The organism is Luteibacter sp. NPDC104163, assembly GCF_055584245.1.
The window spans coordinates 141,137-165,032 of the sequence record NZ_JBVJMK010000003.1 but is presented as its reverse complement, the minus strand read 5'-3'; the positions used below and the strand labels follow the sequence as shown (position 1 = coordinate 165,032).

Sequence of the window (23,896 nt, the reverse complement as noted above, 5' to 3'; positions counted from 1 at the left end):
ATGAGGGGGCCTGCCGGCCCCCTCATGGAGATCGATATGAGCGATAAGGTAAAGGTCACGACGAAGCGTCCGGTTATGTTCGAGGGGCAGGCTCGCACCACGTTCGAAACTACCGAGCAGCACCGTCGAGAGCTGGAAAAGCTGGGGTATCTGGAAAGCGATGCTGCCCCGGCCCCGGCCCCGGCCCCGGCCCCGGGTGAGGGTGAGGGTGAGGGTGAGGGTGAGGGTGAGGGTGAGGGTGAGGGTGAGGGTGAGGGTGAGGGTGAGGGTGAGGGTGAGGGTGCCGAGCTCGCCGCCCGCGCATCAGCCTTCATCGAAGGCACCGTGCCCGACGTCGCCGGCCGTATCGAAGGCGCCGACGAGGCTCTGCTTCAGGCGGCGCTGGCCGCCGAGAACGCGACCGACAAGCCGCGCAAGGGTGTTGTCGACGCCCTGACCGCTGCGCTCAATCCGCAGGACTGACGTGGACCTGATCACCATCGAGGAGGCCCGAGCGCACTGCCGGGCCGACAGCAGCGACGACACCATGCTCGAGGTGTACGGGGCAGCGGCCGAAGAATCTGCCCAGAACTTCCTCAACCGCCGCGTATACAAGGATGCCGACACCCTGGCGCAGGCAGTCCTGGACAACGTCGCGGGCGACGACCCGATGGTGGTTACGCCGGTGATCAAGGCAGCCGTCCTGCTGCTGCTCGGCCACCTCTACCGCAATCGCGAGGAAGTGGTCATGGGCGACAGCGCCGCGGCCGCGCAGTTGCCCGTCGGTACGACCACGCTGCTGTGGCCCCATCGCGTCGGCCTCGGGGTCTGATCACATGGGTCTCGCTGCTGGATCGCTCAACCGCCAGGCGACCATCCAGAAGCCGGGCACCGGGAAGGATCCTGCTGGCCAGCCCATCAAGACCTGGACCGACGTTGTAACCGTATGGGCCAACGTGAAGAGCCAGACCGGCATGGGCGTGGTGTCCGGCGAGCAGAACGGCGTCGAGGCTTCGGTCACCCGTTATAGCTTCCGCATCCGGTATCGCCAGGGCATCGACAGCGGCATGCGCGTCCTGATGGGCGGCATCCCCTACGACATCACCTCGGTGCAGATGGACGAGGAAAAGCGGGAGTGGACCGACCTGGTCTGCAACCGCGGAGCGAATGGTGGCTGACAACCTCAAGGCCACGTTCGACACGGCGGACTTCACGGCCGCGCTTGAGCGCCTGGCCGGGCCTGCGCGGACACACCTCGCGAGGTCCATGGCAGTGGCCGGCGGGCAGGTGCTTCGCGACGAGGCAAAGGCCTTGGCGCCCGTGAAGGATGGGATTTTGCGGAACGCGATCTACCTTGCTTTCCGGGATGCCAAGTCGAATGAAAAGCAGGTCCAGTACACCGTCACGTGGAACTCGAAGAAGGCGCCGCATGGCCATCTGCTCGAGTTCGGGCACTGGATGCCCTTCAAGGCCGTGAGGTTGCCTTCGGGACAGTGGTACACGGTGAAGTCGAGGCGTGAGACCCCGAAGTGGGTGTCGGCTCGGCCCTTTCTCCGCCCAGCTCTGGAGGGCGGTACCGCGCGTGCCCGAGAAGCCATGATTGCACGCGGCCGCGAAAGGCTCCCGCAGCTCCTGGCTGGCGACATGACTGAACCAGAGACGCCCGCCGATGCTTGAGGAAACACTTTACGGTCTGCTGAATCCGCTGGCTGTCGGCGGCGCCGCGCCCGACGTTACGGATGACAATCCAGTCTTCCCCTGCATCACTTACCAGCAGGTCGGAGGGCAGGCCTATGCCTACGCCGAGAATCGGCTGCCCGACCACCGGCATGCCCGGGTACAGATCAACGTGCACTCGCGATCGCGCGTAGAGGCCACGGAGATCGCCCGGAATATCGAGAGGGCGCTCATCGAAAGCGCTCTTGTGACGCAGGCATACGGTGCCTTCGTCAGCACATACGAGGACACGCTGAAGATCTACGGCACTCGCCAAGACTTCGGTATCTGGGTCAAGGAATGACCGTCCTGGGCGACTAAACGCCCTCGTTGAAGCCCGGCCATGTGCCGGGCTTCTTGTTTTCAGCCCCTCAGGAGCCACCCATGTCCGCTCAGTTCCCCAACGGGACCATCTTCTCTGTTTCCCGCACGCTCGCCGCGGCGCTGGTGGTTTCCGCCCTCAGCAACGCCATTTCGGCCGTGGCGACCACCACCGGCGCACCGCCAGAAGATGGCAGCATCGCCGTCATCACCAGCGGCTGGCCCGACATCAACGAGCGCGTTGCGCGCACGGCGGAGGCCGACAGCCAGGCCAAGACCTTCGAGCTCGAGGGTATCGATACGACGAAGGCTTCGCGCTTCCCCGCTGGCCAGGGCATCGGCAGTGTGTCGGTGGTCGACGACTGGGTGACGCTGTCCCAGGTGCGCAGCATCGCCAAGGCCGGTGGCGATCAGCAGTTCTTCACCTGGCAGTACCTCGAGGACAAGAGCGGCCGGCAGCGGCAGCGCCCGACGTACAAGAACGCGAAGTCGATCACGCTGACGCTGGACTACGATCCGGCTCTGGCCTGGTATGCCGCGCTGGCCGAAGCCGACGGCGAGAAGGATCCGGTCGTGCTCCGCGCCGTGCTTCCGAACGGTGCCGAGCTCTATTACTACGTTTACCCGTCGTTCGACGCTGACCCGTCGATGACGATGAACGAGAACATGACCAACACGGCCACGTTCTCCCTGATCTCGGACCTCACGCGCTACGACGAGGCGGCCTGATGTTCCAGATCGCAGCCAACCCGACGTTCCCGGCCACGCTGACCATCGTCGGCCAGTCCCGAAAGCAGACCCTCAAGCTGGTCTACCGGCACAAGCCGAAGGCTGAAGTGGAAAAGCTGCTGACCGACTTCGCGACCGAGATGCGTCCGCTACCCGAGATCCTGCTCGACATCGTTGAGAGCTGGGAAGCCGACCAGCCGCTTTCCGTGGAAAGCCTCGATCTGCTGCAGCAGCAGCAGCCGGGCGCCTGCGAGGCGATTCTGGCCGGGTACAGCACCGGACTTCGGGTGGGCCGCGAGGGAAACTGAGGGAAGCGGTGCGGGCGCTCTATTGGGAGCGCCCCACCGCCGCAGCGGCCGGCGAATTCGGCCTAAAGCCCTCGGATTTCGAAGACCCGAAGGTCTCCCTCTGGGTCGAGAACGTCGATCCAATCGGCTTTTTCAGCAGACACAGCTCCCAATGGCGAACCGGCCCGGGTGGCGCGGTTGGCCTGGACTACGGCGTGATCTTCCACGAACTCGACCGCAAGGGCGTCGAGGGCGACGCCTTCGACGATTTCATGGACGCGATCCGCGTCATTGAGGGCGAAGCCCTCAATATCCTCCACCAGAGCACTTCATGACCGACGACAGCATTGGCACTGCGCGCCTAGACATCGTCGTCGACACCACGCAGTTCGACGCCGCTATTGCATCGGCGAAGCGAAGCGTGAGCTCGATGTCGCAGCAGGCGCAGCAGGACTACAACCAGCTTTCTTCGGCCGAAAAACGGCGTGTCGACTCCCTCATTCGCCAGGCCGACCAGCTCGGCCTCACACGTTCGGAGCAGATTGCCTATAACGCCGCGTTGAAGGGCGTGCCGCTCAGCATCCTTGATGAGCTGAAGACAAAACTGGCTGCCCAGACCGCAGCAACGAAGGGCGCCACTGAGGCAAACGGCAAGTACGTTATGAGCGAGGCTGCACGCGCGGCGGCGATGCGCGGCGTGCCGGCCCAGATCACCGACATTGTCTCCGGCTTGGCAACTGGGCAGCGTCCCTTCACGGTTCTCTTGCAGCAGGGCGGCCAGCTGAAGGATATGTTCGGCGGCATCGCGCCCGCGGCCGGCGCTCTGGGGCGCAGCTTGCTTGGCTTGCTCAGTCCTACCGCGCTCGTCGCTGCCGCGACCCTCGGGCTGGTATATGCCTGGAAGGAAGGGCAGGACCAGCAGGATGAGTTTCGTAAAGCGCTGATCCTCACCGGTAATCAGGCTGGCCAGACGGCCGACCAGTTGACGACGTCGGCTCAGCGAATCGCGAAGGAAACGGGTGGCAGCTTCGGCGCTGCAGCTGACGCCGTGACCAAGGTCGTGCAGTCGGGCCAATTCTTCGGTACGACTATCGAGACGGTAGCCCGTGCCGCGGTTCAGCTGAATCGGGCTACCGGGGCGTCGATCGATGACACGATCGCGCAGTTCGTTCGGCTCGGCGAGGATCCGGTCAAGGCGGCCGCGGCGCTGGATAAGCAGTTCCATTTCCTGAACCAGTCGACGAAAGACCAGCTGGCCGCGCTCGACGAGCAGGGAAGGGCGCAGGAAGCCACCACGCTGCTGGTCAACCAGTACGCCGACGCGGTGGCTAACCGGTCAAAGGACGTCGTCGACAACGCGACCTGGATGGCCCGGTCGTGGACGGCGGTGAAGGATGCCGTTTCGGGCGCATGGAGCGCTGTCACGAGCATCGGACGTGATCCGACGCTGCAGGATCAACTCCAGAAGCAGGCCACGCAGCTGGCCGAGCTGCAGGCCGAAGCGAAGTCTGGGGTCCGCTTTCGCTGGAACCTCGACGGCCTGCAGGACATCAATAAGGCAATCGACCAGACCAAGTCCAGCATCAACCTGATCCAGGATCAGTTGATGGGCCAGGACAACCTGAGCGTCGCCACGGCGGCCGCCAATCGGATCGAGACCGACGGCGCCGCTGGCAAGCGCATCCTCGAGGCGGCCACCAAGCAGTACGCCACCACGATCGACAAATACAAGGACGAGCGGCAAAAGATCGTCGACGCTGCCGCTGCGGCGTTAAAGGCCGACCCCGGCAACGAAAAGAAGATCCTCGAGGACAAAACGAAGGCCTTGAAGGGCCTCGACGATCAGTACCAGAAAGCCGTCGATAGCCAGACCCGTGCCGCCTCGGCGCTCGCGAAGCCTGGTCAGACGTTGATCCAGCGGCTGCAGGAGCAGATTGCCGCAAACGAGTTGGATGCTTCAAGCACGGACAAGCTGACGACGTCGCAGCGCCTGCGGATCTCGGTAGAGGCCGATCTCGAAGCCGCCGGTGACAAGGTCAGCGCTGCCGATAGAGCATCGATCAAGGTTTTGCTCGATAAACTGGATGCGTCGGACAAGCTCAACAAGTCGACCGACGATAGAAAGAAGGCAACTGAGCAGCTCGCTCGCCTCGAAGCGCAACTGAAGGCGGAAGAGCAGAATCAGAAGGATGCCGATAGCGCAGACCTCGCCGAACTTGGCCGGGGAAGCGACGCCGTGGAACAGATGCGTCGACGGCTGCAGATCGAGCGAACCTATACGGATGGGCTCAAGCAGCTACGAGACCGAGGGGTTGCAGAGAACACCGATTCCTACCGTGTGCAAGAGCAGGCGTTGCGCGATTCGCGCGACCGCATGCTCGGTGTTGAACAGGGATATCAAGACCAGCGCAGGGCCATTCTCGACGACTGGCGCAATGGCGCGCGTCGCGCCGTGGACGACATCAACTTCCAAGTTAGTGACACGGCTACGAACTTCGCCAATCTGGTCCAGAGCACGTACGGCGGCCTGTCCGACTTCATCACCAATGCGGTTACGAAGGGAAAGCTGGGAATCAAGGATCTCGTGTCGTCGATCCTTACCGAAGTGGCGCGCTTGGAAGCCAACAAGGCGGCTGCGGCACTCCTGAACTACGGGCTCAGCTTTTTCACGGGAGGTGGTGCCTCTACGGGCGCCGGTGACGCGCTGAACGGCGGTTCGAATTACACCGGGAGCGGCTCGCTCTCGACGTCGTGGCCGGGAATGACCGCGAACGCCAAGGGCGGTGTCTACGATTCTCCGAGCCTGTCGACCTATTCGAACCAGATCCTCAGCAAGCCCACCATGTTTGCGTTCGCCAAAGGGGCAGCCATCGGCGTTGCCGGCGAAGAGACCGGACGCAGCGAGGCGATCATGCCGCTCACCCGGACATCGAGCGGCCGCCTTGGCGTCGAGGCCGTCGGTGGTGGCTCAGGCCCGGATGTGCAGGTGAGCGTGGTAGTGAATGCTGATGGATCGAGCGATGTTTCCACGCAGGACGATGCCGCCGGGTTCGGCCGGCATCTTGGTGAAGCGGTGAAAGCGACGGTGAAGCAGGAGCTCGCCATGGCAATGCGCCCAGGTGGCGCCCTGTGGAGGGCCCAGCCGCGATGACCGAGACATTCAAGTGGCGGGCGATCGGGTCGCCCGGGCAGGTGAATCTGCGAACTAGCCAGGCCAAATTCGGGGATGGCTACTCACAGGAGGTCGCGGACGGGATCAACAACAAGGTCCAGTCGTGGCCGCTGCAGTTCGTCGGCGACGAGGCTGAGATGCAGGAGATCGTGGACTTCTTCGACCGCCATGCTGGTGCAGTCGGGTTCTTCTGGAAGCCGCCGCTCAGCACGCAAGGCCTCTACAAGGTGACGGCTTACAGCCCTTCCGAGATCGGCGGCGGCATCTACACGGTCAGCGCCACGTTCGAGCAGAAGTTCGCTGCATGATCTACGCCGATATCCAAACCCTCGAGCCTGGCGCATGGGTGGAGTTGTTCGACCTCGATGCTCGGCCCATCACTGGCGGTGGAGCGGGGGACGTTCTCCGATTTCACGGTTACACCCAGGTCGGGCCCATCTACTGGCAGGGAAATCAGTACGACCCGTGGCCCATCCAGACGCAGGGCTTCAAGACCGATCCCGACCAGCCGCCCGTGCCAACACTGACGGCCGGCAACGTCAACGGCCGTATGACCGCGCTTTGCCTGGCCTATCAAGACCTGGTTGGGGCGCGCGTCACCCGCAGGCGCACGCTCGGCAAATACCTCGATGCTGTGAACTTCCCCGGAGGTAATCCGACAGCGGACCCTGATCAGGAGATTCCGCCCGAGCTGTGGTTCATCGAGCGCCGGTCCGCCGAGGACAAGACGCAGGTCACATGGGAGCTATCAAGCCCCATGGACTTCGGTGGCAAGCAGTTGCCGGGTCGGCAGATCATCGCGAACGTTTGCAGCTGGCTGGCCATCGGCGGGTACCGCGGCCCGTACTGCGGCTACAACGGTCCGCCCGTGGCGCTCGCCGACGATACGCCCACCGATGACCCCGTGCTCGATCGCTGCGGCGGTCGGCTGACGTCGTGCCGCGCGCGCTTCGGACAGACCGCCGAACTGCCGTATGGCTCATTCCCAGCCGCGAGCCTGATCAAATGAAGCCTGCCACCCAGCGAGCCGCTCACGCGCATGCCCTCGAGGAATACCCGCGCGAGGCCTGCGGCGTTGTCATCGTGCGAAAGGGAAGGGAGCGATACATTGCGTGTAGGAACGTCGCGAAGACGCCTGAAGATCACTTCGTGCTTGCGCCGGCGGACTACGCTGCGGCTGAAGACGAGGGTGAGGTTACGGCGATCGTGCACTCGCACCCGAACGTTCCAGCCAGACCGTCCGAGGGCGACAGGGTTGGGTGTGAGACCTCTGGCGTGCCGTGGGCCATCGTCTCCGTTATGCCCGGGCCGGTGGTCACCGACACGCTTGTGATTGAGCCGAGCGGCTACGAGGCGCCCCTGGTCGGGCGTACGTGGCACCACGGCGTGCTGGACTGCTGGGCGTTGTGCCGGGACTGGTATGCGCGCGAGCTCGGGGTCGACCTCCCAAATCCGTCACGCCCTGACGGTTGGTGGGACGACGGATCGAGCGACCTGTATTCCGATGCCGCCATAGCTGCCGCTGGCTTCCAGAAGATCGACCCATCGACTCTGCGTCGAGGCGACTTGATCCTCATGCAGGTCCGATCGAAGAACCTGGTTCCGAACCACGCAGCCATCTATCTGGGTGACGGCCTGATGCTGCACCACATGTACGGTCGGGACAGCTCCCGAGACAACTACGGCGGCTGGTACCAGGAGATCACGCGTTCGGCGTGGCGAATGTCGGCCTCGAGCAAGGAAACAACGTGACCGCAACGACCATTCGCCTGGGTGGGGCCCTTGGCCGCCGCTTCGGCCGGCAGTTCAGCCTCCACCTCGACACCAAGACGCCGGCGGAAGCCGTTCGCGCGCTGTGCTCCATGCTGCGCGGGTTCAAGGAGTATCTGGCTTGGAGCACCGATCACGGGATCGAGTTCGCTGTGTTCCGTGGAAGCGGCAAGCACGAAGAGAACATCGGCTACGAGCAGCTGAAGGAGCCTGCCGGGTCCGTGATCCGAATCGCCCAGGTCCACGCCGGCGCAAAGAATGGCGGCGTGCTCCAGACCATCATCGGCGTCGTGCTCATCGTGGTGGGAGTGATCGGCAACATCTACGGCGGCTGGGGCACCCCGTTCATCCAGGCGGGTATCGCGATGGTGGCCGGCGGCGTCGTCCAGATGCTCAGCCCTCAGCCGAAGACGTCGAAGGCCGCAGATTCGTCCAGCAACCAGGCGAGCTACATCTTCAACGGCCCGGTGAACGTCACCGCCCAGGGCAGCGCCGTGCCGGCGCTCTACGGCGGCCCCATGGAAATTGGCAGCGTGGTGATCTCCGCCGGCATCGAGGCCGTCGACTACAGCGCCCGCCCGTCGAACGTCGGTACCGGCTCGCTGCTCGGTGGGTCGAAGGCCTCACCGTACGACCCCGACTGATCCTCGCCACCAGACCTTCACCCAGGCCCGCCACGTGCGGGCCTTTTTTATGGGACGACCATGGGCCTTGACCCGATCATCCGTGGCTTCAAAGGCGGCGGAAGCACTCACACGCCTGTCGAAGCGCCGGACACACTTCGATCGATCTCTTACTTCCAGATCGAGGAGATCCTCTCCGAAGGCGAAATGTATGGGCTGGTGAACGGCCTGCAGTCGGTGAAGCTGGACGGCACGCCAGTGGCCAATGCCGACGGCACACTGAATTTCACCGGTGTGTCGGTGCAGATCCGGCCTGGCACGCAGGACCAGAGCTACATCCCCGGGTACGGCTCGGTAAAGAACGAGATCGCAGTATCGACCGAGCTCAAGTCGGGCACGCCGTGGGTCCGAGCGGTGACGAACACCGAGTTGTCTGCAGTCTCGATCACGCTGCAGGTGGATGCCCTCCAGAAGAGCAACACTTCGAACGGCGATATCAACGGCTACCGCATCCAGTACGCGATCGACATCTCGACCGATGGCGGCGCCTACAACACGGTTCTGAACGGCGCCTTCGACGGAAAGGCCAGCAACCCGTACCAGCGTACGCACCGTATCGACCTTCCGGCGGCCACCTTGGGCTGGAACGTGCGCGTTCGTCGCATTACCGCGAACGCCGACAGCGCCACCGTGGCGGATACCACCCGTGTTATCTCCATCACCGAGATTATCGACGCGAAGCTGCGTATGCCGAACACGGCATACGTGGCGATAAGCGGGGATGCCTCCCAGTTCTCGAATATCCCGGTTCGGTCCTACGTCTGCTGGGGCCGCCTCATCCGCGTGCCGTCGAACTACGACCCCCAGACGCGGGCGTACAGCGGCGTGTGGGACGGCTCGTTCAAGATCGCCTGGACGAACAACCCCGCGTGGATCATCTACGACGTCGTTCTGAACGACCGCTTCGGCTTGGGGGCGATGGTCGACGCCTCGCTGATGGACAAATGGGAGCTGTACCGGATCGCCCAGTACTGCGACCAGCTCGTGCCGGACGGCAAGGGCGGCCAGGAGCCACGCTACACGTGCACCTGCTACCTGCAGACCCGGGAGGATGCCTTCCGTCTGCTCGGTGACCTGGCGTCGGTCTTCAGTGGTGTCAGCTACTGGATGGGCAGCGCGATCACCACGGTCGCGGATATGCCGGACGACCCGGTCTACACCTACACCGCGGCGAACGTCATTGACGGGGCGTTCTCGTACCAGTCGAGCGCTCGTAAGACCCGTTACACCACGGCGCTGGTGACCTACAACGACCCGGAAAACAGCTACAAGCAGGCTGTCGAGTACGTCCCCGACGACGCGGCCATTGCCCGGTATGGCATCCAGCCCTACGAGTTCGTAGCCTTCGGCTGCACGCGGCAGAGCCAGGCGCACCGCCGTGGACTCTGGGCCGTCACGAGCAGCCAGTACGAGACCGATTCGGTGACATTCGCCGTGGGCCTTGAGGGCCTGCGTGCCGCCCCGGGCCAGATCATCCGCGTGCAGGATCCGGCTCGTGCTGGCGCGCGCAACGGCGGCCGCATTAGCGCGGCCACGGCCAGCACCGTCACCGTCGATCGCGCGCCCGAGCAGGTGGCCGTCGGCGATACCCTGACGGTCCATCTACCCGAGGGCACGGCGCAGAGCCGGGTGATCAACGGCATCAACGGCCGGGTGCTGTCGGTCTCACAGCCCTTCACCGAGATCCCGGTGGGCCAGTCGGTGTGGGCCGTCGAGAGCACGACGCTCCAGAACCAGACCTTCCGCATCCTCAGCGTCAGCGAGGACTCGAGCGAGGGCCAGATCAAGTTCACGATCAGCGCGGTCCAGCACAACGCAAGCAAGTTCGCGCACATCGACTCGGGCGCGGCCATCCAGATACCGCCCATCAGTGGCCTGCCGGCGAGCCTGCAGAAACCGCCGACGAACGTCACGCTGGAAGGCCGCGTGGTGGTGGAGCAGGGCATCGCGAACAACGTGATGACCATCGAGTGGACGGCAGCCGATGGCGCAGCCACCTACAAGGTCGAGTGGCAGAAGGACAACGGCCAGTGGATCCAGGCGGGCACCGTCTCGACCACCTCGATCGACGTCATCGGTATCTACACGGGCACCTACATCGCCCGCGTCACGGCCATCAACAACGGCAATGTCGCGTCGATCGCCGCGTACAGCGATCCCACACTCGTTGCGGGTAAGACTGGCGCGCCGCCGTCGCTATCGACCCTCACCGCCAAGAGCTTGCCGTTCGGCATCGCCCTGGACTGGACGTTCCCGCCGAATACCGAGGATAGCCAGCGCACCGAGATCTGGTCGAGCGCCACCGCCGCGCGCCCGGACGCGGAGGTTACCGCCGCCACGAAGATGGGCGACTTCTCGTACCCGGGTAGTCATACGGAACTTCACGGTCTGGCCGCCGGCGCCTCGTTGTTCTTCTGGGGGCGCATCGTTGACAAGGCTGGGAACATCGGCCCGTTCTATCCCCCGACCGGGGCAGTCAACGGCCAGAGCATTTCCGATCCGAACCAGCTGCAGGACTATTGGGCCGGCACGATCGGCAAGGGCGCCCTACAGGATGCCCTTCGCAGCGAGATCGACGCGTCGACGGCGGCCGTAGGCCAGCTCACCGACGACGTGGCCGAGCTCAACACCGCCGCTACCCAGCTCCGGACCGACGTTGACGCGGCGGCCGCCTCGATTCAGCAGGAGACGGACAACCGAGTAGCTGCGATCAGCGCCGAGGCGCAGGCGCGCGCTAACGCGATCGATGCCGAGGCGCAGGCGCGTGGCGCAGCCGTGACCAGCGAGGCCACGGCCCGGCAGACCGCTGACGAATCGCTCGGCAGCCGCATCGATACCGTGACAGCCGCCGCCGACGGGAACACGGCCGCGATCCAGGCGGAGGCCACGGCGCGGGCAAACGCGGACAGTGCCGAGGTCACGGCGCGGCAGACCCTGTCCAGCAAGCTCACAGGGCTCCCCGACCCGTCGAACGCCAGTCTGGGTGACCTGACTAGCGGCATCATTTTCGACGAGAAGAAGGCCCGTACGGACGCCGATGGCGCGCTATCCACGTCGATTAGCCTGGTCCAGGGGCAGGCGAACGACAATGCAGCGGCGATCACCGCCGAGCAGACGGCCCGCGCAAGCGCGGACCAGGCACTGGGCACGCGCGTTGACACCGTCACGGCATCGTTCGGCGCGGTCGGCCGCTGGACCTCGGTCTACCAGGTCAACACGGCCACGTCGAAGAAGCTGGCCAACGCCGATGGCACCACGCCGCTGGACAAGAACGCGCCCGGTGGCGCGGTGTACGAGTGCGAAGCCCAGGTCAAAACTACGAGCAGCGTGACCAGCGCGGTCGCGCAGTTCATCAGCGATGGGACGAACTGGACGCTCAAGAAGGTCTATGAGCGTGGCGTCACGAGCAATAATCCCGAATTCTTCATCGATGCCGATGGCGTCCCTGCGCTGCGCCTCTACAACCATGCGTCGCTCTACACCGTGCAGGTCATCACGACCAAGCACAACACGCAGCAGACCAGCGGCACCGTAAATGCCGCAGCGATCACCAGCGAAGCCACGGCACGCGCCACGGCCGATTCGGCCATGGCCCAGGACATCGCCCTCATCGGCGCGCACAACGCGGCCAAGTCGGCGTTTATCCTGAATCAGCAGACCACCCAGGTCGATGCCACGACGACGCTGGCGCAGTGGATGACCAGCGTGACGGCGGCCAACGGCGACGTCAGCACCCGTCTCAACACCGAGGTCACTGCGCGAACGAACGGTGACACGGCGCTCGGTACGCGCATTGACAACCTGTCGTCCACGGTAGGCCAGAACACGGCCGCGATCACTGCGGAGCAGCAGGCGCGGGCGGATGGCGATTCTGCGAACGCATCCGCGATCCAGACGCTGCAGGTCTCGGCCGGTAACGTGTTCCGTGACGTCTTCGACGCGGCCGACCCGAAAGTGCGATGGAAGCGCGTGGCTGGCGCTGGCAGCGTATTGGTGAATGTCGCCTCGCCTGACTCGGTCCAGGGCGGGTCGGTCATGCGCATCGGCGACGGAACGTCCGACAACCACCAGTACCTGGTGCCGACGGATCGGATCCCGTTCGACCCGAACAAGCTGTATCGCTTTCGTTGCCGCCTCCGCAGGGTTCAGGGCGACCTTCCTACCTACATTGGCGTGGTGGCGTTCGGCGCCGACAAGACGACCCCGATTACGACGGCGGGCGCCAACGGATACAGCCCGGCTCACTACACATCCACGTCACCGGCCATCGGCACATTCGTCGAGTACACCGGCTATTTCAAGGGCCGGGCCGCCACGGGTGTGCCTCCCCTGAACAAGACCTACGACGCACCCGCCCCGCTGGTGAACGGATGCATGTACTTCGCGCCGGTGATCTATGCGAACTACAGCAGCGGCCTCGGCATCGTCGAGATCGACTATTTCGTCATCGAGGACGCCGAAGCGATCGGGACTGGCCTGGCGAACACTGCGGCGATCACGGCGGAGGCGCAGGCGCGCGCGGATGCCGACAGCGCTCTGGCATCGCGTACCACGGCGATCGAAGCCTCGGTGACCATGCCGGTCAAGGCTGGCGCGGACAGCACGCCGGCCGGCGCCAACACCCGAAAGGCGGGCATCTATACGTATTCCGTCGCCCGGGTGGATGGCGACCTTGCCGAAGCCATCAAGACCGAGGCGCTTAGCGCCACTGTCGGCGGGTACAGTGCCCAGATCCAGACGATCGCTCAGGCCCAGGCGACGACGGACGGCAAGGTGTCGTCCAGCTACACGATAAAAACGCAGGTCGCTGCGAACGGGCAGCGCTACATGGCGGGCATCGCGCTCGGCGTCGACTATAGCGGCGGTGATGTCACATCGCAGGTGCTGGTGAACGCGGGCACCTTCGCGGTGATTAATGCCACCGATGGCTCTATGCCGGTGACATATCCGTTTGTGATCCAGGGCGGGCAGGTCTTCATCAGCCAGGCTTTGATCGGGCAGGGCTGGATCACGGACGCCATGATCGGCAACCAGATCAAGTCCACCGCAGTCACGTCCGGTGGCCTGCCGGTGTGGGAGATCAACAAGACCGGCTCGCGCTACGTGCGCGGTGAGGCCTTCACGATCACGGAGGACACCAACGGCTGGCGCATGACCAACAATGCCAACGGTGTGGTGGTGGTCGAGATCGGGATCCTGAGCTGATGGCAACCGCCGTTGCCACCTTCCGTGACCCTGCGACCGGCGCGACGCTTGTGACCTTGGCGACGCGCATGACGAAGATCCTGGGGCAGTTCAGCACCGGCACGTCCCCTGGGTCCGTGACTATCCCAGAGCTCGGCTCTGTGGCGGGCGCGCAGGGCTTCTTCACGACTTTGCCCGGCTTCGGGAGTGGGGGCAAGGACAGTCCGAGCATCGTTCTCAGCGGCACCACGCTGAGCTGGAGCTGGAAGTATGCCGGCGATCCTTCGGTGCGATCGCCCGCGCAGGTCCTGTACGGCTTCTACACCGGAGGTCCGCTGTGACCCTCGGCTTCAAGCTTCGCAACGCCTCCGGCGTTCAGATCGACGATACCTACAAAAACCTCTCCCTGCGGGCGAAAGGGACTTTCTCCCCGGGTACATCGTGGAACAGCAACAAGTGGCGCCTCGGATCCTTCACGGTCACCGGCAACTCGCCCGTGCTGGCATGGCGATCGTCGGTGCCGGCGATGCTGGTCAGCGTCTCGGCGTCGGGCACATCGGTCACGTACCAGTTCCTGATCGCCGCGACGAGCGGATCGATCGACTGGTGGCTCTTCGACGAACCCGCCTACGTGTCGATGGCCGCGGCGCCCGGTCTACGGATCAGGAACCCGACGACGGGCGTCGTGACCTTCGATTCACGCATGAAGTACATGCGTGTTGTCGGCGCCGGTGGGAGCGACTTCACCGCCAACACGATACCGGCGACGGCGTCGTTTCCCGGGCTGCCGGCGATGGTCGTGGGGAACCTCGCCTACAAATACGTCAGCAACATCGTGAGCCAGGCCGGCAACCCGCCCTACCCATGGGTCGACTTCGTCTTCTACCCCATGGCTTCGTTCAGCGGCCAACAGCTCACCTGGTCGCTGCAGCAGAGCGACGCGATCAACCACCTTCCTACCGAAACAAAAACGAACGCTTCCCAGCAGGACGCGCTCAGCTACCTGCTCGTCGATGTGACGGGCTATTGAGGACCTCATGGCACAGACCCGCCCCAACTTCGATCCCGCCACCGGCGATGACACCAGCGGCGCGCTGCGCAAGCTGGATAACAACTGCAACGACCTCGACACGCGCCTGATCGCCGTTAAGTCGACCGCCGACGGCGCTTCAACCGGTCTCGCCGCGAAAGCCGACAAATCGTACGTCGACTCACAGGACGCGCTGAAATTGCCGGTGGCAAATCCTCTTTTCACGGGCATGATGTCTAAGACCGGTGTCGGCACGGAGTTCTCCTTCCGCGTCGCAAACACAGGTTCGGATTCTGGCATCGGTAGTTCCTATGGTCAGTGGACCGCGGGGACCTACAAGCCCGCGTTGCAGATCGATTGCCAGAACCCCGGTTCCACCTACGTTGGTATGAGCTGGACCCATTGGGGTTTCCGGCACTTGGGCGGTATCCATTGCTACGCCGGTGGCACCACGACAAGCGCGCCCCTCATCGGCTTCCACTTCGACTCGGGCACCAACAAGTTCGTGTTCAACTCGAATGGCTCGGCGACCTTTGCCGGATCCCTCACCCAGAATTCGGACTACCGCATCAAAGACGTCGTGGCTGCAGTCGCTCCCGCCAGCGCCGCCGAGGCGCTCCGGGCCGCCCAGCCTATCGAGTACCGGGACCGCCGCGAACAGACGGGACAGGTCTATGCGGGGTTCATCGCTCACGAGATGCAGGCTCTTCTGCCGCTGATCGTCGTCGGCGAGAAAGACGCTGTCGAGCAGGACATCGAGTGGCAGGGGGATACGACACCCTATCTGCCTGGCCAGGAACCGGAAGGGTGGGAACCACCTGTGCCCGTGCTGGTGGACGTCCCCGTCCTTCAGTCGATCAGCTACGACCGACTGCCGGTGTACCTCACCGCGGCGTGGCAGGAGCACGATGCCCGGATCGCCGACCTCGAGGCGAAGCTGGCGGCGGCTCTGGAGCGCGTTGCTGCGCTCGATGGTGGCATCGCTCCCGCGGGGTGAGACTGGGGTGGCGTATCCTCCGCCACGCCATGAGCAAAGTGACCTGGCCAGCACGAGACGTCAGCCTACTGGGCGCCGTCGACCCTCACCGTTTCGCTCTGGACGCGTCCGGGCGACGCGTGGGCTTCGTGCGCGAGCTGGCGACCATGGATGGATACCGCGTCTGCCTGTTCCCCGACGGCAACCACAGCGAGGCAGTGGAGGGCAGGGTGATGTTCGGGCCGGCACCGTGGCCGAGGGGCGACGAGGCCCCGATCGCCGAGCAGGAAGCGTTCGTGATCAAGATGGCGACCCGCTGGCTACTGCGGCGACTCTAGACCTTTCCGCGCCGCCTCATATCTAGCTGCCGCACACTTCGGGCACCCACCGCGGCGCATGCCGCCAAGCGTCTTCTGCCATGGGTTGTACCCACCGTGACCGGGTACCGGGCATTCGATCCAGGCGTTCTCGTACTCGCGCTGCCGATCGCGCCGCCGCTGCCATTCGCTTCGACCGTAGAAACCCATCAACGCCACCTTGCACGCTGAGGAGGCTTGTAGCCTGGGAAGCATCCGGGACAACGGTGATCATTGCGGTAACGCTCGCGGTGTCGCTCGCAGAACGTGTAACCAGGGCCGCCGTAGCTGAAACTGCCCGAGCCGTTGCGGCGGGCGCGCTGGGTCGATCGAAAGGAGTTCATGTGGTCATTTTCTGACCACTGGTTCTCACCGATCGCGACCGGACAGCGTCGCTATTTTTACACGCAAATTTACACGCGGCCCAAAGAAAAAGGCCCTGCATTGCTGCAAGGCCTTGAAATCTCTGGCGCCCGAAGTTGGACTCGAACCAACGACCCCCTGATTAACAGTCAAGTGCTCGAAGGGTGCACAAGGTGCGTTGTGTTCTCGCTTATATGCGGTGTGGTTTCATATAACATACTGTTGTAATTAGAAAAAATGCTTGACTTGGCTGCTTGGTTTTCCGACTCTGCTCCCGGCATCACGCCAAAGGAGCTGAAAAATGAACGACGCAACCTACGCACCAACCGTTTCCATCTATCGAGACCTTCGGATCCGCTGTGAGTACGTTCCGTCACGGGACAAGTGGGCTGCCCACTACAACCTTCCCGTGATCCCTCCACAGCTTCAGAGCCAGGTTTATATAGAGCCGCGCGGTACCCACGGGGCACGCTTCGAGGAAGGCTCCACAGAGGAGGAAGCCAGCCAGCGCGCACGAGCGGCGATCGACCGCTATCTCGACCGGCGGTAGGTAGGAGGGTGGCGCTCCATGGCCGGAATATTGCGGAAACACACCCCGTAAAATTCTTGCCCGTCCACATGGAGCGTCAGGCACATAGAGCGTGGTGTACCGTAAAAATAGAGTTCCTAACCGCATGAAATGCCTACTTCATGCACAGGACTTAAAATCCCTCATCCGAAAGGGTATGTGGGTTCGAGTCCCACTCCGGGCACCATCTGGCCGTCTCTCGGCATCACCCTCCAGGCTCAACGGCATCATTCCCGTCCCGGTCGTGGCCGACGTGCTTAAGGTTCTCCACGGACGAACGAGTCGCCATCATTTCGTGGTAGGCAAGCCGTCAGTCCATCGCCAGATACACGCACAGCGCAACTGAGGCCGCCACAATAATGGCGATCGGCAGAAAGTAGCGAATCGCCTTCCTGCGGCCCTCGTGCTTGGCAGTGTCACGGAACCAGAAAACGAAGAAGGCGCAGAGGACCGCCGCGTCAGCGATCGAGTACCACGCTACGCAGAACGAGCTACGGCAGGGCCCGAGACGTGTGAGCGCGCAGGAGCCTGTAGATATCAGCGACGGTAAGTCCATGTGATGTTCTTCCTGGAATGAGTTGTAGCTAGCAGTAGCCTGCCGTCAGTACTAATCGAGAGGGCCCAAGTCGCACTGCAGGCGGTGCACCACCAGGCAACCGAGGCTGACCCAGTAGGGGAGCGCCTATAGGTAAGGTGGCTTTGCGGTTGGCCGCCCGGCAGTCCCGTCCTGCGCTGAAAATGTGCACCCCGAAGGCTTTGGTGCTGGTTATGCTGCATTCCTGCGACGTATTCAACGGCGCTGGCTATGCCGACGCGTGTGACTTCTCTTCTCCTATTCTGGGGCGGCAATCGGCAGTCTCGTCCCTTCCTTTCTAGCATTCGTCGGAATTTTTCCCGAGTCATGGCGCCGCGCTCGCAGACTCCGATGACGCCATGACGGCGGATTGTGGAGGAGTGTATGGACCGGAACAAGGTCGTCTTCATTACCCTGCTTGGCGCTACGTTAGGCGCCAATGCTTACGTGCCTGCCGCCGCCGAAGGTGGCAGGGCAGGGAGCGCAATAGCGAAATACATACAACAGTGCGCGGCGACGTTGGCGTGCAGCGGTTCGTATCTAGTCGCGCAGCATGGAAGAATCATCGTGCAAAAAGCGGTGGGCAATACTTCCGCGGACGGGACGAAGCCAATCACCACGGACACTGCATTCGATATCGGATCGATCAGCAAGCAGTTCACAGCGGCTGCTATTGTCAGGCTTGCCGAGCAGAACCGCCTCTCACTCGACGATTCAGCTGAGCGATTTCTGCCGGGCTTTCCTTACCCGACTATTACGATCCGCCACCTGATGAACCAGACTTCGGGTGTTCCAGACATGATGCCGCACTACACGAAGCAGGTTCTCAATGGCGACGCCAAAGGACCGATAGACCTGTCAGACATTGTCGATGTCCTGAAGACTTCGCGCGAGCCACTCTTGACTGAGCCAGGCGCGGCGTTTTCCTACAGCAATACGGGATACACGCTGCTCGGGAAGATTATTGAGAATGCATCAGGTAAGAGCTACGCCTCCTTCCTTCACGACGAATTTTTCAGGCCGCTGGGGATGCGGCATAGCTGGGTTCGGACTCCATCAGCTGAGACCCTCCAAGGCACAGAGCGGGCGTACGCCATGCGCAAGACACCTGATGGGTCGCGCAGGCCGTTCGATCAAGTTCCTGGTCTCTACCTGTACGGTGCAGGCGGCATTTATTCGACTGCTGGTGATCTGCTCACCTGGGCGACCGCGTTACGCGATGGCAAAATCATGTCAGCTGAGCATTGGAGGGACGCCACAACCTCGGTCAGGCTGGTGGACGGTTCCCTAAGCCCGTACGGATTCGGACTCAGTCTCAAGCCATCTATCCAAGGGATCGCTAGCGTCTCACATGGTGGACATTGGCGCGGATTCAAAGCGGAGCTGACCATGCTTCCATCCCAGAATACGACCATAGTCATCCTGACCAATGATAGCGAGGACGATGAGGTTGAGCATGCACGCGATGCATTCATCATGATGCTCCATCCTAATGCCGGACTCAGAGGGGAATAGCTGAAGCAGCTGACTAATCCGCGATCGGGCCGGACACCTTCTCATGTGGCAATGAGGGCGGTGCTACTCTGGAGTCTCTCATGGATGGAGCATGGCGAATGAGCGACCCACTGTTTACCACGCGCATTGGCCCCGACGGCACAGGCGGGGAGGTTCCGCCTGCGGCCAGCTCCGTCGGCTTCGCGGTGCTGTACCGCTGGCGAGTGCGTGCTGACATGGAGGCGGAGTTCGCTGCTGCCTGGGCCAGGATCACAAGCCGCTTGAAAGTCGAGCGAGGCTCATTGGGAGCTCGCCTCCATAGGGGGTCGGATGGCATCTGGTACAGCTACGCCCAGTGGCCCAGCGCTGAAATTCGGGCTGCCGCATTCTCCCAGGGGCCCCTGGACGAAGATGCGGAAGCGGTGATGAAGGACACCATCCTTGAGCATCTGCCCGAAACCTTATTGGACCCCGTCGCGGACCTGCTTACGCCTATCTGAACCACGGTCGTCACCCTAAGGCCCGATCAGGCTTTGCGAAACGAAAGAGCCGCAAGGCCCGGTGCAGACCAGCATCACTTTCCATTTTGGTTGGAAGGTTAACGTCGCCACGTATCGTTTCGCCCCGACTAGATGATGTCGGTTCTCCATGCTCCGGTGACGCCGATATCACAGCCCCACGCGCAGGTTTGGCCAGTCCAACGGATGACCGCATGGGAGTATTTAATGAACAACGATCAGATCAGCAACCCGGGTCCCATCGGCGACCCTACGTCCGTCGACAAACAGCCGCCGAAGAAGGACCCTCCGCCGAGGGAGCCGAACCGGGATGATCCGAAGAAAGATCGCCGGGCGGTAGATGATCCTGCCGCGCCGAACTCCCCGCAATCCGATCGCGATCCGGGCGGCGGCCGCTGACCGTTGGCCGCGATCCCTTGCGTTAAAGCACGCACTTGATCGTGAAGTGGCTAATGGCCGGTCGATGGTCCGCGGCTGGAGAGAAGTGCGTCGATCTGCGCTGGAGTTAGCGATTTAAGCGCGGCATATGCGGCATCCGTGAGCTTCTTGTCGCCGTTGCCTTCTCCGTAAAGTTGATAATTGCCGTCCTTGGGCGTGAGCATGAAGTAGAACGGAGAGGCTGGATTGCCCTGGGCGGCCAGGAAGGCGAGAGTCTTTCCATCCGAGCAGCCATATACCATCCAGTCAGTGCCACCATACTTCGCGATCTCGCCACCCCGGTCGCACGTGAGCTTCGGCTTCTCTTCGGCCTGGGCAGCCGTGATGTGAAGAGCCGCACAGGTCACTACGCACAGAACGCCGATGTATCGTTTCATAGGGTCCTCCCGGTTCCAGGGGATGCTAGCAGCTGAGCCACAGCCCGACTAACTGGCATTGCGGTGTAGGGAAATCCCTACAGACACGCGCGGCGCATCGGCTGGCCTTTCCCGAGCAGGCACGTTGAGTTGACCGGTTGCTACGGCACTTGTTTCGCCACGCGGCCGCGTTCTTCGCATAATGCGGCCTTGCCTTCATCGGAGACCTTTGCCATGCCCAGGCCTTCAGCCGTGCCGTCGGCGCGGGCTTCGACGATCTGCCAAAATTCGCGCACAGCATCATAGGCACCCGGTCCTCGCTTCAGGTTCTCGTCCATGGCTTGCGAGATGACGGCTTGAGATAGCCGCTTCCTGCCAGCCTCGTCTCCGCAGAATATGGCCATGCCGATGGCGTGCGAAATCGAGGCCTCCTTTAGATCGAAGGCATCTCGCTCCTGGATAGTCGTGACATCCGCAGAAGCCAATGACGGCATCGCGATAGCGATGGCCGCTGCTACGGTGACCCATGTTTGTCTAATCATTCCCTGTTCCCCTGTTCCCCTGTTCCCCTGTTCCCCTGTGTCCGGTCGTCCGCCAACTGTACTAAATAAGGTCCCCATGGAGTGGAGGAAGTGGTCGCCTCGACACCTGCCTGCCCGGTGGTTACGATCCGCCAATGGCGGGATGGTGAACCAACTAAGGGGACTCGCAGGCCGTACCCGTGTAAGTCGCCGGTCAGCGATAGCTCTAATACAACACACCACAGGGATTTAGGTATGTTCGGCCAGCGTTTCCTTGTCGTCTATTCGGGCATTCTCACCGCGGCATTCGCCGTAACGGTGCTATCAGGCGTGGATGCCGCTGGTCACGATCGGATCAAGTTGTCCGTACCGGCCACTGGCACCCCCGAGATCGCTTTCCTGGATGAGCACGGTAAGGTCGTGAGACCGTGAGTGGCAGCGGCGATCCCGTCAAGCGTCGATGAGCGACGGTAGGGCGGGCGAATGTTGATTTTTAAAGCGTGATGGATAGCGCGCTACGGCTCGTCGGAGGCATTCTTTTCCTTGCGGTCTTGGTGGTCGTGGGCTGGAGAAACGTCTCGAAGGCCCGCCGCGGTGACGATGGCGTCGAGGACGCCATTTCGCGCGCGCGGCTTCGCTATGGCCGTCGTCGGACTGGAGTGGGCGGGACCCCGGTCCAGCGTGTCGATTCCCACATCCTCGTGAAGCTGCTCGCCGCGATCTTCATCGGCACCGTGCTCTGGATGATCGGATTCATCATTTACCGGTGGCTGACATATCCCGGTCATCCCCTTGCTGGGAATATGGTAATCATGTCCGTCATTGCGCTGCTGTGCGCGGTGGTGGTGGCCGACACGGCCACAGCCACGCTGGAAATCGACGATGAGTCGATTATCTTCAAGTCGGCGCTTTCGTATCGTCGCCTGAAGCGTGCCGACGTGCTCGGGTATCGATGGGTTTATCGCTATCAGCGCTCCTGGTTGGGGCGTCGCGTGGAACAGGTACTTTTCGACAAGACGGGGAGGTGCTACACGATCAGCCACGTGCTGAAGCACCGTCTTCCCCATGACTGCTGGATTTGGGAGCTTGAGGATCTCGGTGACATGGATGAACGGGATGTGTAGCTAGCCTACGCTGACGAAGCGAGCATAATGGCCTTGTCCCCACGACCCACAGATAATCCGATGACCGACGAACTGATGTTCCCAGACGATGACAACGGCCAGGTCCTCCGCCAGATGGTTGCCGAGGGCGACAACCTCTCCATCCCGCGCGAAATCGACTTCGCCGTGCTGTTCGAGACGGAGCAGGCCGCTCTGGAGTTCTGCGTGGCCATGCTGAGGCAGGGCCAGAAGGTCTCGTTCTCCGAATACGAAGATAGCGACGAGATGCCGTGGCAGGTGTTCCTCCATCCGTTCATGGAACCCAGCCACGAGAACATCTCCGCGTTCGAGGCTGCCCTCGAAGGCGAATCCGAAGGGTTCGGTGGCGTCCTGGATGGCTGGGGCTGCATCGCCCAGAACTGAGAGAACCCTACAGGGGAAGCGAAAAGCCCCTCGCATCCGCGAGGGCTACGCCTACAGAACGGAACGGGGTCGCGTAGAAAGATTGCGCGATCCCGTGGCGACCGTTGCGTCGGTGAGCCGGTTCCCCTTTGCGCCCAGAGGGTGCTGCGCGTCTCAGGTCGTCTGGCATACTCCGGCGCTCAGACGATCACAGGGGGAAAACGTGGCGAAGTCGTTTGTCCTGGGCCTGCTCCTGGCCTGCGCGTTGGCGGGAGTCGCGAATGCGGCGGAGCCTGTTATTACCGATCCGGTTTACGCTCGCCCGGCCCAGTTGGTCGATGTGGGCCATGGCCGTCGCATGAATCTCTATTGCACGGGGCAGGGCTCGCCAAGCGTCATCATGGATGCTGGCCTGGGTGACTCGACGATCAGTTGGGCGCTGGTCCAGCCCGCGATCTCGCGTCGCACACGCACCTGCTCGTTCGACCGGGCCGGATTGGGCTTCAGCGATGCGGCGACACGTGCCGGAACGCCTGAGAACGCAGCCGACGACTTGCACCACCTTTTGCAGGCGGCCGGAATCAAGCCGCCCTACGTCCTGGTGGCCCATTCGCTCGGTGGCCTCAACGCCAGGGCATTTGCCGACCGCTTCCGTAATGAAGTGGTGGGGATGGTGATGGTGGAGGCGTCGCACGAGGATCAGTTCACCGAAGGGTGGGCGATAGGTGCCCCGGACCAGAAGGCCAAATATGAGGCCTACCTCGTACAGGCCCATGGATGCATCGAACTCGCACAAAAGGGCCTCGTACCAGGTACACCCGATTACAAGCGGTGCATTGGCGATGATGCCGATCCGCGCTTCAGCGAGGCCATCAACGCTGCCCAGCGAGCCTACGCGACTAGCGAACGATGGCAGGCGGCGGTCGCTTCGGAACGGGAAAACGTCGCCGGTGTGAGTTGCGAGCAGGTTCGGGCTACGCGCAAGGACTACGGTGACATGCCGCTGTTTGTCCTCATCCATTCGCCTTACCCGAAACGCGATGACGAGACGCAAACGGAGCGCGACCTTCGCACCCTTTCATGGGAGCGCCTGCACGCGCGCATGGCGGCCATGTCCAGCCGGGGCGTCAACATGATCGTTCCCGACAGCACGCACTACATCCAATACGACCGTCCACAAGTGGTCGTCGACGCCGTGCTTCAGGCGATGACGCTTTCGGGTCACCAGGGCGAAGCGCACTGATTTCGCTACGCCGGAACGTCGGCCTCCTCACAGGCCGATGGCGGTAGCGACTCAGCCACGGAAGTCGGCTCAACGGCGACCACGCCCAACCGTGCCGGCAGCGTTGGCGGGGC

Annotated in this window: 28 protein-coding genes; 26 read left to right on the top strand and 2 right to left on the bottom strand. The window is 62.9% G+C overall.

Features of this window, described 5'->3' with window-relative positions; genetic code table 11:
- Nucleotides 1-36 precede the first annotated feature (36 nt).
- From ACZ6YI_RS05460 to ACZ6YI_RS05355, 22 genes are all read left to right on the top strand, one after another.
- A complete protein-coding gene (locus tag ACZ6YI_RS05460; protein ID WP_465777759.1) occupies nucleotides 37-462 on the top strand; it encodes a hypothetical protein in 426 nt (141 codons plus the stop codon).
- 1 nt (nucleotide 463) lies between these two features.
- Nucleotides 464-811, top strand: a complete 348-nt coding sequence (locus ACZ6YI_RS05455; RefSeq protein ID WP_465777758.1) for a head-tail connector protein — start codon at nucleotides 464-466, stop codon at nucleotides 809-811.
- Between the two features lie 4 nt (nucleotides 812-815).
- Entirely contained in the window at nucleotides 816-1,157 is a 342-nt protein-coding gene (locus tag ACZ6YI_RS05450) for a phage head closure protein (protein WP_465777757.1), read from the top strand.
- The gene (locus tag ACZ6YI_RS05445) at nucleotides 1,150-1,656 is read left to right on the top strand and encodes an HK97-gp10 family putative phage morphogenesis protein (protein ID WP_465777756.1); all 507 of its coding nucleotides are present in this window, start codon (nucleotides 1,150-1,152) and stop codon (nucleotides 1,654-1,656) included. Before ACZ6YI_RS05450 ends, ACZ6YI_RS05445 begins: the two co-directional genes overlap by 8 nt.
- Complete coding sequence (gene gp17 / locus ACZ6YI_RS05440) at nucleotides 1,649-1,999, top strand: tail completion protein gp17 (RefSeq protein WP_465777755.1); 351 nt, start codon at nucleotides 1,649-1,651, stop codon at nucleotides 1,997-1,999. The genes ACZ6YI_RS05445 and gp17 overlap by 8 nt, the downstream gene beginning before the upstream one ends.
- An 80-nt stretch (nucleotides 2,000-2,079) precedes the next feature.
- A complete protein-coding gene (locus tag ACZ6YI_RS05435; RefSeq protein WP_465777754.1) occupies nucleotides 2,080-2,745 on the top strand; it encodes a phage tail protein in 666 nt (221 codons plus the stop codon).
- Nucleotides 2,745-3,053: a phage tail assembly chaperone gene (locus tag ACZ6YI_RS05430; RefSeq protein ID WP_465777753.1), complete on the top strand. Its 309-nt coding sequence runs from the start codon at nucleotides 2,745-2,747 to the stop codon at nucleotides 3,051-3,053. Before ACZ6YI_RS05435 ends, ACZ6YI_RS05430 begins: the two co-directional genes overlap by 1 nt.
- Before the next feature lie 8 nt (nucleotides 3,054-3,061).
- Complete coding sequence (locus tag ACZ6YI_RS05425) at nucleotides 3,062-3,367, top strand: DUF1799 domain-containing protein (RefSeq protein ID WP_465777752.1); 306 nt, start codon at nucleotides 3,062-3,064, stop codon at nucleotides 3,365-3,367.
- The gene (locus ACZ6YI_RS05420; RefSeq protein WP_465777751.1) at nucleotides 3,364-6,183 is read left to right on the top strand and encodes a phage tail tape measure protein; all 2,820 of its coding nucleotides are present in this window, start codon (nucleotides 3,364-3,366) and stop codon (nucleotides 6,181-6,183) included. The genes ACZ6YI_RS05425 and ACZ6YI_RS05420 overlap by 4 nt, the downstream gene beginning before the upstream one ends.
- On the top strand, nucleotides 6,180-6,512 hold the full coding sequence (locus tag ACZ6YI_RS05415; protein ID WP_465777750.1) for a phage tail protein: 333 nt from the start codon (nucleotides 6,180-6,182) through the stop codon (nucleotides 6,510-6,512). The genes ACZ6YI_RS05420 and ACZ6YI_RS05415 overlap by 4 nt, the downstream gene beginning before the upstream one ends.
- Nucleotides 6,509-7,213 (top strand): phage minor tail protein L, encoded by a 705-nt coding sequence (locus tag ACZ6YI_RS05410; protein ID WP_465777749.1) that lies wholly within the window; start codon nucleotides 6,509-6,511, stop codon nucleotides 7,211-7,213. The genes ACZ6YI_RS05415 and ACZ6YI_RS05410 overlap by 4 nt, the downstream gene beginning before the upstream one ends.
- Nucleotides 7,210-7,956 carry a C40 family peptidase gene (locus tag ACZ6YI_RS05405; RefSeq protein WP_465777748.1) on the top strand — a complete coding sequence of 249 codons (747 nt, stop codon included), beginning with the start codon at nucleotides 7,210-7,212 and terminating at the stop codon, nucleotides 7,954-7,956. The genes ACZ6YI_RS05410 and ACZ6YI_RS05405 overlap by 4 nt, the downstream gene beginning before the upstream one ends.
- Nucleotides 7,953-8,618 carry a tail assembly protein gene (locus ACZ6YI_RS05400; RefSeq protein ID WP_465777747.1) on the top strand — a complete coding sequence of 222 codons (666 nt, stop codon included), beginning with the start codon at nucleotides 7,953-7,955 and terminating at the stop codon, nucleotides 8,616-8,618. The genes ACZ6YI_RS05405 and ACZ6YI_RS05400 overlap by 4 nt, the downstream gene beginning before the upstream one ends.
- A 60-nt stretch (nucleotides 8,619-8,678) precedes the next feature.
- Nucleotides 8,679-13,862 (top strand): TipJ family phage tail tip protein, encoded by a 5,184-nt coding sequence (gene gpJ / locus ACZ6YI_RS05395; RefSeq protein WP_465777746.1) that lies wholly within the window; start codon nucleotides 8,679-8,681, stop codon nucleotides 13,860-13,862.
- Complete coding sequence (locus tag ACZ6YI_RS05390) at nucleotides 13,862-14,182, top strand: hypothetical protein (RefSeq protein WP_465777745.1); 321 nt, start codon at nucleotides 13,862-13,864, stop codon at nucleotides 14,180-14,182. Before gpJ ends, ACZ6YI_RS05390 begins: the two co-directional genes overlap by 1 nt.
- Nucleotides 14,179-14,871, top strand: coding sequence for a hypothetical protein (locus ACZ6YI_RS05385; protein WP_465777744.1), 693 nt, complete (start codon nucleotides 14,179-14,181; stop codon nucleotides 14,869-14,871). Before ACZ6YI_RS05390 ends, ACZ6YI_RS05385 begins: the two co-directional genes overlap by 4 nt.
- Nucleotides 14,872-14,878: 7 nt before the next feature.
- Nucleotides 14,879-15,868, top strand: coding sequence for a hypothetical protein (locus tag ACZ6YI_RS05380; RefSeq protein WP_465777743.1), 990 nt, complete (start codon nucleotides 14,879-14,881; stop codon nucleotides 15,866-15,868).
- 29 nt (nucleotides 15,869-15,897) lie between these two features.
- A complete protein-coding gene (locus ACZ6YI_RS05375) occupies nucleotides 15,898-16,185 on the top strand; it encodes a hypothetical protein (protein WP_465777742.1) in 288 nt (95 codons plus the stop codon).
- A gap of 682 nt (nucleotides 16,186-16,867) precedes the next feature.
- Nucleotides 16,868-17,116 (top strand): hypothetical protein, encoded by a 249-nt coding sequence (locus ACZ6YI_RS05370; protein ID WP_465777741.1) that lies wholly within the window; start codon nucleotides 16,868-16,870, stop codon nucleotides 17,114-17,116.
- A 976-nt stretch (nucleotides 17,117-18,092) separates the two neighbouring features.
- A complete protein-coding gene (locus ACZ6YI_RS05365; protein WP_465777740.1) occupies nucleotides 18,093-19,223 on the top strand; it encodes a serine hydrolase domain-containing protein in 1,131 nt (376 codons plus the stop codon).
- A gap of 98 nt (nucleotides 19,224-19,321) precedes the next feature.
- A complete protein-coding gene (locus tag ACZ6YI_RS05360; protein WP_465777739.1) occupies nucleotides 19,322-19,702 on the top strand; it encodes an antibiotic biosynthesis monooxygenase family protein in 381 nt (126 codons plus the stop codon).
- Nucleotides 19,703-19,927: 225 nt separating this feature from the next.
- Nucleotides 19,928-20,119 carry a hypothetical protein gene (locus ACZ6YI_RS05355; protein WP_465777738.1) on the top strand — a complete coding sequence of 64 codons (192 nt, stop codon included), beginning with the start codon at nucleotides 19,928-19,930 and terminating at the stop codon, nucleotides 20,117-20,119.
- A 50-nt stretch (nucleotides 20,120-20,169) separates the two neighbouring features.
- On the opposite strand, the gene ACZ6YI_RS05350 is transcribed toward ACZ6YI_RS05355, so the two are convergent.
- Nucleotides 20,170-20,535, bottom strand: a complete 366-nt coding sequence (locus ACZ6YI_RS05350) for a hypothetical protein (RefSeq protein ID WP_465777737.1) — start codon at nucleotides 20,533-20,535, stop codon at nucleotides 20,170-20,172.
- A 140-nt stretch (nucleotides 20,536-20,675) separates the two neighbouring features.
- Nucleotides 20,676-21,056, bottom strand: coding sequence for a hypothetical protein (locus ACZ6YI_RS05345; RefSeq protein ID WP_465777736.1), 381 nt, complete (start codon nucleotides 21,054-21,056; stop codon nucleotides 20,676-20,678).
- Nucleotides 21,057-21,290: 234 nt separating this feature from the next.
- On the opposite strand from ACZ6YI_RS05345, the gene ACZ6YI_RS05340 reads away from it, so the two are divergent.
- The 4 genes from ACZ6YI_RS05340 to ACZ6YI_RS05325 all read left to right on the top strand — a co-directional run bounded on the left by ACZ6YI_RS05340 (nucleotide 21,291) and on the right by ACZ6YI_RS05325 (nucleotide 23,783).
- Nucleotides 21,291-21,467, top strand: coding sequence for a hypothetical protein (locus tag ACZ6YI_RS05340; RefSeq protein WP_465777735.1), 177 nt, complete (start codon nucleotides 21,291-21,293; stop codon nucleotides 21,465-21,467).
- A 71-nt stretch (nucleotides 21,468-21,538) separates the two neighbouring features.
- Nucleotides 21,539-22,159: a hypothetical protein gene (locus ACZ6YI_RS05335; RefSeq protein WP_465777734.1), complete on the top strand. Its 621-nt coding sequence runs from the start codon at nucleotides 21,539-21,541 to the stop codon at nucleotides 22,157-22,159.
- Between the two features lie 60 nt (nucleotides 22,160-22,219).
- Nucleotides 22,220-22,561 carry a ribonuclease E inhibitor RraB gene (locus ACZ6YI_RS05330; protein ID WP_465777733.1) on the top strand — a complete coding sequence of 114 codons (342 nt, stop codon included), beginning with the start codon at nucleotides 22,220-22,222 and terminating at the stop codon, nucleotides 22,559-22,561.
- Nucleotides 22,562-22,763: 202 nt separating this feature from the next.
- On the top strand, nucleotides 22,764-23,783 hold the full coding sequence (locus ACZ6YI_RS05325) for an alpha/beta hydrolase (RefSeq protein ID WP_465777732.1): 1,020 nt from the start codon (nucleotides 22,764-22,766) through the stop codon (nucleotides 23,781-23,783).
- The last annotated feature ends 113 nt before the right edge of the window (nucleotides 23,784-23,896 follow it).

What these genes read in the sequence shown, in the direction of transcription:
- ACZ6YI_RS05430 (WP_465777753.1), top strand. Translation starts at nt 2,745, where the DNA reads ATGTTCCAGATCGCAGCCAACCCGACGTTCCCGGCCACGCTGACCATC.
- ACZ6YI_RS05390 (WP_465777745.1), top strand. Translation starts at nt 13,862, where the DNA reads ATGGCAACCGCCGTTGCCACCTTCCGTGACCCTGCGACCGGCGCGACG.
- ACZ6YI_RS05375 (WP_465777742.1), top strand. Translation starts at nt 15,898, where the DNA reads ATGAGCAAAGTGACCTGGCCAGCACGAGACGTCAGCCTACTGGGCGCC.
- ACZ6YI_RS05365 (WP_465777740.1), top strand. Translation starts at nt 18,093, where the DNA reads ATGGACCGGAACAAGGTCGTCTTCATTACCCTGCTTGGCGCTACGTTA.
- ACZ6YI_RS05435 (WP_465777754.1), top strand. Translation starts at nt 2,080, where the DNA reads ATGTCCGCTCAGTTCCCCAACGGGACCATCTTCTCTGTTTCCCGCACG.
- ACZ6YI_RS05405 (WP_465777748.1), top strand. Translation starts at nt 7,210, where the DNA reads ATGAAGCCTGCCACCCAGCGAGCCGCTCACGCGCATGCCCTCGAGGAA.
- ACZ6YI_RS05450 (WP_465777757.1), top strand. Translation starts at nt 816, where the DNA reads ATGGGTCTCGCTGCTGGATCGCTCAACCGCCAGGCGACCATCCAGAAG.
- ACZ6YI_RS05330 (WP_465777733.1), top strand. Translation starts at nt 22,220, where the DNA reads ATGACCGACGAACTGATGTTCCCAGACGATGACAACGGCCAGGTCCTC.
- ACZ6YI_RS05340 (WP_465777735.1), top strand. Translation starts at nt 21,291, where the DNA reads ATGTTCGGCCAGCGTTTCCTTGTCGTCTATTCGGGCATTCTCACCGCG.
- gpJ (WP_465777746.1), top strand. Translation starts at nt 8,679, where the DNA reads ATGGGCCTTGACCCGATCATCCGTGGCTTCAAAGGCGGCGGAAGCACT.
- ACZ6YI_RS05355 (WP_465777738.1), top strand. Translation starts at nt 19,928, where the DNA reads ATGAACAACGATCAGATCAGCAACCCGGGTCCCATCGGCGACCCTACG.
- ACZ6YI_RS05410 (WP_465777749.1), top strand. Translation starts at nt 6,509, where the DNA reads ATGATCTACGCCGATATCCAAACCCTCGAGCCTGGCGCATGGGTGGAG.
- ACZ6YI_RS05380 (WP_465777743.1), top strand. Translation starts at nt 14,879, where the DNA reads ATGGCACAGACCCGCCCCAACTTCGATCCCGCCACCGGCGATGACACC.
- ACZ6YI_RS05360 (WP_465777739.1), top strand. Translation starts at nt 19,322, where the DNA reads ATGAGCGACCCACTGTTTACCACGCGCATTGGCCCCGACGGCACAGGC.
- ACZ6YI_RS05460 (WP_465777759.1), top strand. Translation starts at nt 37, where the DNA reads ATGAGCGATAAGGTAAAGGTCACGACGAAGCGTCCGGTTATGTTCGAG.
- ACZ6YI_RS05370 (WP_465777741.1), top strand. Translation starts at nt 16,868, where the DNA reads ATGAACGACGCAACCTACGCACCAACCGTTTCCATCTATCGAGACCTT.
- ACZ6YI_RS05345 (WP_465777736.1), bottom strand. Translation starts at nt 21,056, where the DNA reads ATGATTAGACAAACATGGGTCACCGTAGCAGCGGCCATCGCTATCGCG.
- ACZ6YI_RS05415 (WP_465777750.1), top strand. Translation starts at nt 6,180, where the DNA reads ATGACCGAGACATTCAAGTGGCGGGCGATCGGGTCGCCCGGGCAGGTG.
- ACZ6YI_RS05350 (WP_465777737.1), bottom strand. Translation starts at nt 20,535, where the DNA reads ATGAAACGATACATCGGCGTTCTGTGCGTAGTGACCTGTGCGGCTCTT.
- gp17 (WP_465777755.1), top strand. Translation starts at nt 1,649, where the DNA reads ATGCTTGAGGAAACACTTTACGGTCTGCTGAATCCGCTGGCTGTCGGC.
- ACZ6YI_RS05420 (WP_465777751.1), top strand. Translation starts at nt 3,364, where the DNA reads ATGACCGACGACAGCATTGGCACTGCGCGCCTAGACATCGTCGTCGAC.
- ACZ6YI_RS05335 (WP_465777734.1), top strand. Translation starts at nt 21,539, where the DNA reads ATGGATAGCGCGCTACGGCTCGTCGGAGGCATTCTTTTCCTTGCGGTC.